The following is an 11939-nucleotide window of genomic DNA, read 5'->3' on the forward strand; positions in this document are numbered from 1 at the left end:
GAGCATACCGACGCCATGGCCGGAGTGTTCTCTGAATTGCCGTTCCGGACCCGCATCTGGTTCCGCCGCGCCCGGATCGTGGGATTGCGGGTCCTGCGGCTCGTCCGGACCGGCCTGATCCGGCTCCTGCCCGGTGTCCGGTTCCTGCTGCGCGCGCTGCACCGGCGCTGGCGCCGGTCCCTGCAGTTCCGCACGGTCCTCACCACCCTGTTGCTCTCGATCGGCTCCTTCGCCGTGGTCGGGGCCTATCTGTCGAACCAGATCGCCAATAACCTCTTCCAGGAACGGCTGACCCAAGCGGAGTCGGAGACGCTCTACCACGTCAAACAGGTCCAGGACACCTTCGACGGCGCCCAGGTCACCGACCAGTCAAGTGTCATTACGCTGGTCTACGACACCCTCAATGCCGTCGAGGGGCGCGGAAACGTCATCCAGCGGCGGTATGTTTTCGAAGCGATGCCGGAACAGACGAAGCCCCGCAACCGCTGGGTGGAATCGCGGGCCTCGGACCAGCTCACTATCAGTGTGATCCCGCCGGAGTTGCGGAAGGCCGTACAGGAATCGGGGAAAGACCAGTTCTGGGCGTCCACTGAGTTCCCGGTGGGTACGGAAGACCGGCCGGGTATCGCTGTGGGCAACAAGGTCACCTTCAACGGCACCGTGTACGAGCTGTACCTGATCTACGACCTGAATACCGCGCAGAAAACCCTGGATGAAATCCAGAACGTCCTGCTGGCCGGCGGGGCGGTCCTGGTGCTCATTATCGGCGCCATCGCGTGGTATGTGACCCGGAACGTGGTCAGCCCGGTCAGCCACGCGGCGGTGGTGTCGGAGAAGCTGGCGGCCGGGCAGCTCCAGGAACGCATGGTGGTCAAGGGCGAAGACGAGGTGGCGCGGCTGGGCGCATCATTCAACCACATGGCCGCCAGCCTGCAGGAACAGATCACCCAGCTGGCAACGCTGTCCCAGATGCAGCAGCGATTTGTCTCGGATGTGTCCCATGAACTGCGCACGCCCCTCACCACGGTGCGGATGGCCGCGGAAGTCCTGTACGACGCACGGCATGATTTCGACCCCATCAACAAGCGCTCGGCCGAGCTGCTCTACAACCAGGTGGAGCGGTTCCAGTCCCTGCTGGCTGATCTCCTGGAGATTTCCCGCTTCGACGCAGGCGTGGCCGTACTCGACGCCGAACCTACCGATATCCTGCAGCTCGTGGCGAATGTCGTGGAAGACGCTCAGCCCGTCGCGGCGGAGTACGGCTCGGAAGTCACCATCAATTCGCGGGAAGAGAGCGTCGTGGTGGAGATGGATGACCGGCGCATCGAACGGATTCTCCGCAACCTCGTCCTTAACGCCCTCGAACACAGTGAAGGGAAACCGGTCAACATTTCCGTAGCTGCCAACGAGACCGCCGTCGCCGTCGCCGTCCGTGACCACGGCATCGGAATGACGCAGGCCGAGGCTGCCAGGGTTTTCGACCGGTTCTGGCGTGCAGACCCCGCCAGAGCCCGGACCACAGGGGGCAGCGGTTTGGGCCTCTCCATTGCCGCGGAAGATACGAAACTCCACAATGGATGGCTCCAGGCATGGGGCAGCAAAGGAACGGGATCCAACTTCAGGCTGACGCTTCCGCTGAGGCAGGGCGAGGCCATCTCCAAGTCACCGCTGCAGCTGGAACCTGCCGACGTCGAATTGCCAGGTGGATCGGGGCAGGGCACCATGCTGTTTTTTGAAAGTGTCGCGTCGCCAGAGCACGGAGGGAACGGCACCGAGCCTGGTCCGGCTGAGCCTAAGCCAGCCGCGCCGGCGGTCCGCGCCCCCGCGCCGAAGCCCGCCGCGGGCCGGGAAGAAACGAAATGACCGGCGGATCACCTCGGTTGCGCGCCCTCGTCGCGGCCCTGATGACAGCCTTGCTCCTGGTGATGACCTCGTGCGCCCAGATTCCGCGCTCCGGGCCCGTCGGTAAGAGTACGGATGAGAGTGCCGGCAAGCCAAACAACGCCCCCGTGTTCTTTCCGGTGGCGCCGCGCGAGGGCGCCGGACCTGATTCCGTCATCGAAGACTTCTACCTCGCCGGCAGTGGCTATGAGGACGACTACGCCGTGGCGCGGGAATACCTGACACAGGCGGCCTCAGTAGCCTGGAAACCGGACCAGCGCACCCTGGTTTTCCGCTCAACGAGGGTGGTCCGGACCGGAGTCGAAAATGTCTTCAACTACGAACTGGACGTCGCCTACTCGGTCGACGCGGACGGGATCGCCACGCAGTTCCCCGAAGGCACCAAGGAGAACATCCCCGTCACGCTCACGCAGGTTGACGGCGAATGGCGTATTTCGGCGGTTCCTGACGGAATCGCCATCCCCGAGCAGACCTTCAAGGTGATTTACGGCGCCTACCCCATCTATTTCTACGATCCCGGCTTCACCTATGCCGTGCCCGACATCAGATGGTTCAACAAGAAAAAAACGGTCAAGGCGATGACCAGCGCGTTGCTCAGCGGCCCGGCCCCCTACCTCAAGGGCGCCGTGGTCAGTGCCTTCCCGTCGGGGATGAAGCTCACACGGGAGTCCGTTCCCGTCGTCTCCGGCGCAGCCCAGGTGGACCTTTCGGCAAAAGAACTCGTGGAAGCCTCCAACGAGGACAGGCTGAGGATGCAGACCCAACTGGCTCTCACCTTCCGAGGCCAGCCGGATGTCGTCAACGTGGAGCTGCGGGCAAACCAGGACCTCGTCCGTGTCGAGGACAACGGGTCCGTGCTGCCTCCGGTCCGGGACAAGAACGTCCCGGCCCGGCAGATTGCCGTGAACGACGGCCAGCTGGTCCGGTACGAGAACAACCGAATCTCGCCGTTGCCGGATATCCAGCCGGTAGGGGCACTCGGCCCCGTTTCCCCTGCTGAATCGCCGGTTTCACAGTCGGTGGCGTTCCTCAACGGCAGCCGGACCACGCTGTACTCGATCGTGCCTGGCCAGCCCGCGCGTGCGCTGACCACACGGTCCACCCTGACTCATCCGTCGTTCGGCCAGCAGGATTGGGTCTGGACGGCCGGCCCCGGAGCCAACGGTGCCACGGAAGTACTTGCCTACCGTCCCGCAGGCGTGACGGAAGGAGCCGCCGTGCCTACAGTCACGCTGGCCCCTGCCTGGCTTGCCGGACGCACAGTCAAGGAGTTCCGCATATCGCGTGAAGGGGTGCGTGCCTTGGTTATTTCGGAGCAGAACGGGAAGACCCGCGTACAGGTGACGGGCATCGTGCGCAATGCCGACGGCACGCCCCGGGACCTGACAGCGCCGACGACTCTGCTGACGGACCGGCAGCCGGACCAGGGTGTGTGGGTCAGCGACACCACCGTGGTGGTTATGAAGGCATCGGCCACTGACAACGTCACACCGGAACTGCTCTCCCTGGCATCAACGCAGACCCAGCAGCTGGCACCCTGGCCAGGGCTTACGGCAATCAGTGCAGGCAACGGGCCGGAAGAAATTTTCGGACAGTCTGCTGACGGCATTTTCCAGCGACTCGGAAACGGCTGGTCGCCCCAGCTGCAAGGGCCTGTGGATCCGTCTTTCCCCGGCTGACGCCGCGGCACCTCCACCACAGGGCTCTGTCCGCCTAGCTGCGCTGTCCAGGTAAGCGGACCTGTCCACATAGCAGGACCTGTCCACATGGGCGGACCCGTCCACATAAGCGGATGGGGAGCTGCCGCGTGGGTATCCCGTCTGGCAGCCTTGATGATGCCATGAGAAGCTCCGACCCGGATCTCGAACCGCCCGCACCAACGCAGGCAAAGCACCGCAGCGACTATGCACGGTGGTGGGCACGGGCGGCGGATGGTGCAGCGAACGCCGGCCGCGAGCTACTGTCACTTGCCGCCCCGGTGGAATGCGTCTGTTGCGGGACGGAAGACTTCTCACTCTGCGGCCACTGTGAGCGGGCGTTGCGTGTGCTCACGAGGACTCCGTTCCGGGCTGAAGGGCAGGCTCCCGCCCTGATGGACGTGAACGGTTCGGTGATCCTGCCCGTCGTGGCGGCGGGGGTTTACCGGGAAGAGCTCGCACAGGCAGTGCTCTCCTTTAAGAAACACGGCCAGGGCCAGCTCGAGTCGGTGTTGTCCAAAGCGCTGGGAAGGGCCATCAAAGCGGCGGCCGGGACTATGGCCGGATTCTGCCTGGTGCCCGTTCCCACTACCAACAGCGCGTTCAGGAGGCGTGGTTTCAGCCCTGTGCATCTCATGCTGCGGAACTTGGCCGGAAGCGGGACCCTGGATGCGGGAAGCGTCGCCAACGCACTCCGCAAGGGAGGCATCCTCACACAGGGAGCGCGGGCCGCCGGCGGGTTGTCCGAACGCCTCCAGTCGCTGGTTCCAGCCCACGCCATGGCCGGAGGGCAGAAAGGCCTGGGACGCGGCGCCCGCGTTAGGCGCGTCCGTGGCTCCATGCGGGTAAGGCGCCCGCTCCTTGCGCCGGACATCACGGGACGCCGGTGCATCCTTGTGGACGACGTCCTCACCACCGGCGCCACGCTGGCGGAAGCGGCGCGGGCTGTGCACCAGGCGGGAGGTGTCGTGGTGGGTGCCGTTGTCCTGGCGGCGACACGCCCGCCCGACGTCGCCGATCCGCCGTCTATTCCCGGCGCCAGGGCAGCGATGGGCGGCTGACTTGGAAAAAAATAAACGAAGAAAAGGTGAATAACGGGTAGCGATGAACTAACGTCGGTTGTGGGTACCAAGATCAGTTGTACCTGTCGATAGCGGCTCGGAAAGGGGCTCGACTGTCAGTCAGATCGGCCCCCGGGAAGTGCCGCCGTCGTGTCACCGAAGTCATTTGGAGGGCACCATGGAGTTCATGATCAGCGGACGGAATTTGACGGTTTCAGACCGCTTCCGCGAATACGCCGACGAGAAGATCTCAAAGATCGCATCGCTGGGAGACAAGGTCCAAAGGGTGGACGCGAAGGTCTCCAAGGAGACCAAGGCCCGCCAGACCGCAGACTTGCTCACGGTTGAGCTGACTGTCTTGGGCCGCGGCCCCGTCATCCGTGCGGAGGCCAGCGCCGCCGACAAGTTCGCCGCGTTCGATCTCGCTTACAACAAGCTTCTTGAGCGCCTGCGCCGGGCCAAGGACCGGAAGAAGGTCCACCACGGCCGGCACACACCCAAAGCCGTCCGCGAGGCGACGGCCAGTCTTGAGCCCGCAAGCGCCACCGAGCCTCTCTACGTCGAGGCAAGCAATCACCAGGAGCCCCGGCCCGCACCGGTCGAAAGGTCGCCGTACGACGTCGACAACGACATCCCTGCAGGGGATTCGCCGGTCCTGATCCGCCGCAAGGTGTTCCCGGCGGCATCCCTCACGCTCGACGACGCCGTCGACAACATGGAACTCGTGGGCCACGACTTCTACCTGTTTGTGGACAAGGAAACCAAGGCGCCCTCCGTTGTCTACCGTCGCGACGGATGGACCTACGGCGTCATCAGCCTTGACCAGACATGCGAACCGGGTGAAGCAGCCGTGGAGGAGAAGATCCTCGCTTACCGCTCGGAGGATGAACCTGCGCGCGCCTGAGCTGCGCGTCCGTCTCAGCTGGTGTTGACCAGCCAAGGGAAGGACTGACATGGGCGCATCGCTGAGCCTCGACCAGGCACGGCGGATCGCATTGGCAGCCCAGGGATTGGACAAAGGACGGCCCGCCGGACCCGTGACTGCACGGGCGGTGGGCCGGACCTTTGACCGGCTCCACCTGGTGCAGATCGATTCCGTCAACGTCCTCGCCCGCAGCCACTACCTGCCATTCTTTTCCCGGCTGGGAAACTACGACCGCGCCATTCTGCATCGGATGGCCTCCTCGCACCCGCGCCGGATGACGGAGTACTGGGCACACGAAGCCAGCTTCATCCGGCCCGACCACTTTCCGGACCTGCTGCTGTGGCAGAACCGGAAATGGGTCGGCGCGGCAGGCATGGACCCGGAGCTGCGCACCGGCGTTGCCACTAAGATCCTCGACGAGCTCGCGAAGGGAAAACCCCTCACCGCCGCCGAGATCACCGCACGGATCGGGCACGTAGAGGACCGCCGGACGGACAACTGGGGCTGGAACTGGAATGCCGTAAAACGCGTTCTGGAGCACCTTTTCGAAGACGGGCTCGTCTCGGCCTCCTCCCGGACGGATCAGTTTGAGCGCCGCTACACGCTGACCGAGAAGGTCTATGCAACGTTCGACGGCGGGGGAGGAACGCACGCTGATCCCGCCGCGGCGATGGACCGGCTCATCGATGCCGCTGCCAGGGCCCACGGCATTGGCACCGTCGGCTGCTTTGCGGACTACTTCCGCACGCCCATGAAGGCCGCCGCCATCGCGGTGGAGAACCTGGTGAACCTCGGCGCCCTTGAACACGTCTCGGTCCGGGGCTGGAACAGGCCGGTCTACCGTCACGTCGAGTCACGGCTTCCCCGGAAGGCAACCGGACGGGCGCTCCTGAGCCCCTTCGACTCGCTCGTGTTTGAGCGCCGGCGGTTGGAGGAGCTCTTCGGCTTCCACTACAGGATTGAGATCTATACACCGGAAGCCAAACGGCGTTTCGGATACTACGTCCTTCCGTTCCTGCTGCGGGACGGCATTGTGGCGCGCGTGGACCTCAAAGCTGACAGGGCGGCCGGGCAATTGCTGGCGAGGGCTGCGCACGCCGAACCGGGCGCCCCCGCTGACACCGCCGTCGAACTCGCAGCGGAACTACACCTCATGGCCGAATGGCTGGGGCTCGACGAAGTGGTTGTTTCGCCCGCCGGAGACCTGGCGCCAGCCCTTGCCGAGGCGGTCGCCGCCTACGGAACGGGACTATCAGCTCTCAGGGAACAGGCGTAACGTGCCGTGCGTGTCTCCCGTAGACTGAACACGCCAGAATTCGGCAGCTTGAGACTGGGAGCAACTTCACGTGGCATCACTTATCGAAAAACTTCTCCGTACGGGTGACAAAAAAACCCTGAGGCAACTGAGGAACTATGCCGATTCCATCAATGCCCTGGAGAGCTCTTTCCAGACCTTCACGGACGCCGAACTGCGCGAAGAAACCGACCGGCTCCGGGAACGCCACCAGGACGGCGAAACCTTGGACGATCTCCTGCCGGAGGCCTTCGCCGCCGTCCGGGAGGCCTCCTCGCGAACTCTGGGATTGCGCCACTTCGACGTCCAGCTGATGGGCGGCGCTGCCCTGCACCTGGGCAACATCGCCGAAATGAAGACCGGTGAAGGCAAAACGCTCGTGGCCACTGCTCCGGCCTACCTCAACGCCCTCGCCGGCAAGGGCGTCCACGTCGTCACCGTGAACGACTATCTCGCTGAATACCAGTCGGACCTCATGGGCCGGGTCTACCGCTTCCTGGGCCTGAGCAGCGGCTGCATCCTGTCCAACCAGGACCCTGCCGTGCGCCGCGAGCAGTATGCCGCCGACATCACCTACGGCACCAACAATGAATTCGGCTTCGATTACCTGCGCGACAACATGGCCTGGGACAAGTCGGAACTCGTCCAGCGTGGCCACCACTTCGCGGTTGTTGACGAAGTGGACTCCATCCTCATCGACGAGGCCCGCACCCCGCTCATCATTTCCGGTCCGGCCCAGGGCGACACGAACCGCTGGTACAGCGAGTTCGCCAAGGTGGTCCTGCGGCTCAAGCCCGAGATCGACTACGAGGTTGACGAGAAGAAGCGCACTGTAGGTGTGCTCGAAGCAGGCATCGAAAAGGTTGAGGACTACCTCGGCATCCACAACCTCTACGAGTCAGCCAACACTCCGCTGATCGGCTTCCTCAACAACGCCATCAAGGCCAAGGAACTCTTCAAACGGGACAAGGACTACGTCATCCTCGACGGCGAAGTGCTGATCGTTGATGAACACACCGGCCGCATTCTGGCAGGCCGGCGCTACAACGAGGGCATGCACCAGGCGATCGAGGCCAAGGAAGGCGTCGAGATCAAGGCGGAGAACCAGACCCTCGCCACCGTTACGCTGCAGAACTACTTCCGCATGTACGACAAGCTTTCCGGCATGACGGGTACCGCGGAGACCGAGGCCGCAGAGTTCATGGGCACCTACAAGCTCGGGGTGGTGGCCATTCCCACCAACCGGGACATGCAGCGCATCGATCAGTCGGACCTCGTCTACAAGAATGAGGCCGTCAAATTTGACGCCGTCGTCAAGGACATTGCTGAGCGGCATGAAAAGGGCCAGCCCGTTCTGGTGGGAACAACCAGCGTGGAAAAGAGCGAGTATCTCTCACGCCTGCTGGCCAAGGAAGGCATCCGGCACGAGGTCCTGAACGCGAAGAACCACGCCCGGGAAGCTGCGATCGTCGCGCAGGCCGGCCGTAAGGGCGCCGTGACCGTCGCCACGAACATGGCCGGTCGCGGCACCGACATCATGCTGGGCGGAAACGCTGAATTCACAGCCGTAGCCGAACTGGCGTCCAAGGGTCTGGATCCGGAAGAAAATTCGGAAGAGTACGAGGCCGCGTGGCCTGCGGCATTCGAAGCGGCCAAGCAGGCCGTCAAGGACGAGCACGAGGAAGTCTTGAACCTCGGCGGACTCTACGTCCTGGGCACCGAACGCCACGAATCCCGCCGCATCGACAACCAGCTCCGGGGACGTTCCGGACGCCAGGGCGATCCCGGCGAGTCGAGGTTCTACCTGTCCCTGACGGATGACCTGATGCGCCTGTTCAATTCCGGTGCAGCCGAACGGCTCATGAACAGTTCCGTTCCGGACGACGTCGCGCTGGAATCAAAGCTGGTATCCAGGGCCATTGCATCGGCCCAGGGCCAGGTTGAAGGCCGCAACGCGGAACAACGCAAGAACGTCCTCAAGTACGACGATGTCCTCAACCGCCAGCGTGAAGCCATCTATGGTGACCGCCGCCGCATCCTTGAGGGTGACGACCTCCACGAGAAGGTGCAGTTCTTCCTGGAGGACACCATCACGGCCCTCATCGACGAAGCGACCGCCGAAGGCACCGGGGACGACTGGGACTTCAACCAGCTCTGGACGAACCTGAAGACGCTCTACCCAGTCAGCGTCACATCCCACGACGTCATCGACGAGGCCGGCGGCAAGTCCCGCATCACAGTGGATTTCCTCAAGGAAGAGATTCTTTCCGACGCCCGCCTGGTCTACCAGGCCCGGGAACAGGCCATCGGGTCCGAGAGCATGCGCGAACTGGAACGCCGCGTCGTGCTGTCCGTGATCGGCCGGAAGTGGCAGGAACATCTCTACGAGATGGACTATCTGAAGGAAGGCATCGGCCTCCGGGCCATGGCACAGCGTGATCCGCTCGTTGAATACCAGCGCGAGGGATTCATTATGTTCCAGGCCATGATGGAGGCCATCCGCGAGGAAAGTGTGGGCTTCCTGTTCAACCTGGAGGTCGAGGTGACTCCCGCGGAGGACGTCGTGGTTGCCGACGGCGCCGGGGAACACACGGAGCACCACGAGCCGCAGATCCGGGCGGCCGGCCTGGAAGCCCCGGAGAAGCCTGCCCAGTTGCAGTACACGGCACCGGGCGAAGACGGCGCCAGCCAGACGCGCGTCGAGGGCAGGTCTTCGGGACGTTCAGGCAATCCGGCCAAGGCGGCCCAGGACGGCGGACGGAAGCCGGCCCCGAAGAAGAAAAAGCGGTAGTAAACTGACGGCTGCCCGAGCGGCAGCACCGTGAAGACGGGTGAGGACCGGAACCAGGTTCCGGTCCTCACCTGTATTTGCGTCTGAACGCTCCCGAAGCATTCCGCATGAGGGGGTGGCGGGACCATGCCCTTCGTGACACCTGTCAGCCGATCTCCAGAGCCGTGATCCGCCACACCTGGTTGCTGCGTTCCAGCCGCACGGCGACTGCCCGGACCCTCAGCTCATCCACCACGACGGCGCTTGCCTCATAGATTCCGTCGGCGACTTCGCAGGCGCGGACTGACCGGACGGCAGGGTTTCGGTGTAGGCGTCCTGCTGTCGGCGAGGACCCTGCTGCAAGCCGGCGGGTCAGCGCAGCTCGGTGCTGCAGCGAGGCCAGGCAGCGTTGGTCAAGCCGCCGTGAAAGTTGCTGGATAGGACGCGTTCCGGCCAACACTTCGACGGCGGCCTGCACGGTCCCTCGCGTGATCGCGCAGACTTCCCTGTTCTCGCCCGCTATCTGAAGGACGCGGCGGGCGTCAGCGGCTGCTTGTCGGGTGGCCGGCCGGGACGCCGGCTCCGCGTCAGGCTGACGCGGACGCGGGGAGGAAGTATCGGTGGCCGGGACCGCTGCCAGCCTGCGGACCGGTGAGGGGCCGGCGACGGGGCGTTCCGCTGCCGGTGATGCGGGGACCAGATGCAATGCGCTCATGACGTTTCCTCTGATTGATATCGGATTTCTGAGATTTTTCCGGGGACGGGCTGCGGATCAGGTTGCGGATGGGGGCTTGAGGATTTGTCCCGGCAGCAGGACATCGGGGTTCTCTCCCACGATTGCCCGGTTGGCCTGATACCAGCGCGGCCACTCCACCGCGATGTCCAGGTCAGAGGCGGGGGAGCCGCCCAGATGCCTTGCCGCAATGCTCCAGAGCGAGTCCCCTGCCATCACGGTGACGTTTCCGTTTTCGTCAATGGGCTGCTGGCGGGCAGACCTTGAAGGTTGTGCGGCCAATGGACCCGGGCTCACGACAAGGGCATTCGGTTTCCACCCAGGATCCATGCCGCCGGGACTCGGCTTGGCTCGTGGAGCCGCCTGATCCGATGGTGCCCAATCCGCTGCAACGGCTGGGCCGGACGTTGGATGCCATTGCGGGTCCGTAGTGTCCGTAGCGGCATGGGCTAGCGGTGCGCCGAGGAGCTGAAGTCCCACTGCGGCCAGGGCGAGCCGGCGCATGAAATTCGGGCTGAATTTTCCGGTGATTTCCGCTGCCCGGCTGTTTCCCGCCTGCTCGAGGGCGGCGGACGTGAATGCGATCAACATCGACAAAACCCACCACGCCACGATGATGAGTCCCGTGGTGTTGACGACAAACCCGAGAAGGTCTTCGAAGGCCAACGACTGCGCCCGCGCAGATGACCGTTGCCAGCGCTCGACCTGCGCCGCCCCCGTCGCCGCCAGGAAAGTGCCAAGAAGGAGAATTGCCACAGCCAGCGTTGCGTCCGAGCCGAGCAGCCTGCCGCGTGAAACATCCATGATTCGGCCCCTAAGACTGTTTGATGCATTTTGATGTTGTTTGATACACCTGAGTCCAGTTTGATCCCATTGTGAGCCTTTTGTCCAGTGTTTTGTTTTTTGTCCCCCGGTGGGGGTCCGCGAATTGACCCCGGACCGGTGCGGGCCTAGATTTGCGGGATGCGTTGGGATGCGTTGTTTGAGGACATGGAGGCGCAGCTGGCCTCGGTGGGCCGGCTGGAGCTTGAGTCGGAAATCGGCGAGCGGTCGCGGGCGGACGTCGCGGGCGTGGATGTGGCGGACAGGCTGCGCGGATCCCTAGGCCTCATGGTGGCGGTCCATCTGGGATCGGGAACCGTCTTTGAAGGAACATTGGGCCACGTGGGAGCGGAGAGCCTGGTGCTCAACGATCATCGTCACCAGGTTCTGATTCCGTTTGCAGCCGTGTCCCGTTACCACGGTCTGGGGAGGTTCGCCTTGGCGGAGCCATCATCAGTCAGGCGGAAACTGGGGCTGGCCAGCGCACTTCGTGGCCTGGCGCGTGACAGGGCTGATGTGGCGGTTACTCTTGCTGGTGCCACGCAAGGGGTGGCGGGGCTAAGCGGCGTTATCGACCGGGTGGGCCGGGATTATTTCGATCTGGCCCTGACCCGGCCGGGAGAAGTCCGTCGCGCAGCAAACGTCAGCCAGGTCGCGTCCGTGCCCTTTTCCTCGCTCGGTGCACTCCGGTCCGTTCGCGGCACGGAATTCTAAAAGCACCCCGGGTGCATTCGC

General features: G+C 64.0%; 9 protein-coding genes. 7 read left to right on the forward strand and 2 right to left on the reverse strand.

From position 1 onward, the window contains the following. Positions 1–15 precede the first annotated feature (15 nt). The 6 genes from mtrB (at position 16) to secA (ending at position 9670) form a co-directional block, all read left to right on the forward strand. Positions 16–1863 (forward strand): MtrAB system histidine kinase MtrB, encoded by a 1848-nt coding sequence (gene mtrB / locus WMN78_RS19225; protein ID WP_340535385.1) that lies wholly within the window; start codon positions 16–18, stop codon positions 1861–1863. Then, the gene (locus tag WMN78_RS19230; RefSeq protein ID WP_340535359.1) at positions 1860–3581 is read left to right on the forward strand and encodes an LpqB family beta-propeller domain-containing protein; all 1722 of its coding nucleotides are present in this window, start codon (positions 1860–1862) and stop codon (positions 3579–3581) included. Before mtrB ends, WMN78_RS19230 begins: the two co-directional genes overlap by 4 nt. Before the next feature lie 365 nt (positions 3582–3946). Continuing rightward, positions 3947–4660 carry a ComF family protein gene (locus WMN78_RS19235; RefSeq protein ID WP_340535360.1) on the forward strand — a complete coding sequence of 238 codons (714 nt, stop codon included), beginning with the start codon at positions 3947–3949 and terminating at the stop codon, positions 4658–4660. 178 nt (positions 4661–4838) lie between these two features. Further along, on the forward strand, positions 4839–5564 hold the full coding sequence (gene hpf, locus WMN78_RS19240) for a ribosome hibernation-promoting factor, HPF/YfiA family (protein ID WP_340535361.1): 726 nt from the start codon (positions 4839–4841) through the stop codon (positions 5562–5564). 49 nt (positions 5565–5613) lie between these two features. Next, positions 5614–6861 (forward strand): winged helix-turn-helix domain-containing protein, encoded by a 1248-nt coding sequence (locus tag WMN78_RS19245; RefSeq protein WP_340535362.1) that lies wholly within the window; start codon positions 5614–5616, stop codon positions 6859–6861. A gap of 70 nt (positions 6862–6931) precedes the next feature. Continuing rightward, entirely contained in the window at positions 6932–9670 is a 2739-nt protein-coding gene (gene secA / locus WMN78_RS19250) for a preprotein translocase subunit SecA (protein ID WP_340535363.1), read from the forward strand. Positions 9671–9815: 145 nt separating this feature from the next. Here secA and WMN78_RS19255 read toward each other — a convergent pair whose 3' ends face one another. Together WMN78_RS19255 and WMN78_RS19260 are read right to left on the reverse strand one after the other, a co-directional pair. After that, complete coding sequence (locus WMN78_RS19255) at positions 9816–10364, reverse strand: Rv3235 family protein (protein WP_340535364.1); 549 nt, start codon at positions 10362–10364, stop codon at positions 9816–9818. A 57-nt stretch (positions 10365–10421) separates the two neighbouring features. Further along, positions 10422–11186, reverse strand: coding sequence for a LysM domain-containing protein (locus tag WMN78_RS19260; protein WP_340535365.1), 765 nt, complete (start codon positions 11184–11186; stop codon positions 10422–10424). Positions 11187–11345: 159 nt separating this feature from the next. On the opposite strand from WMN78_RS19260, the gene WMN78_RS19265 reads away from it, so the two are divergent. Continuing rightward, the gene (locus WMN78_RS19265) at positions 11346–11918 is read left to right on the forward strand and encodes a hypothetical protein (protein ID WP_340535366.1); all 573 of its coding nucleotides are present in this window, start codon (positions 11346–11348) and stop codon (positions 11916–11918) included. The last annotated feature ends 21 nt before the right edge of the window (positions 11919–11939 follow it).

The sequence above is a fragment of the Arthrobacter oryzae genome (assembly GCF_037911235.1).
In the GTDB taxonomy this organism is placed as follows: Bacteria; Actinomycetota; Actinomycetes; order Actinomycetales; family Micrococcaceae; genus Arthrobacter; species Arthrobacter oryzae_E.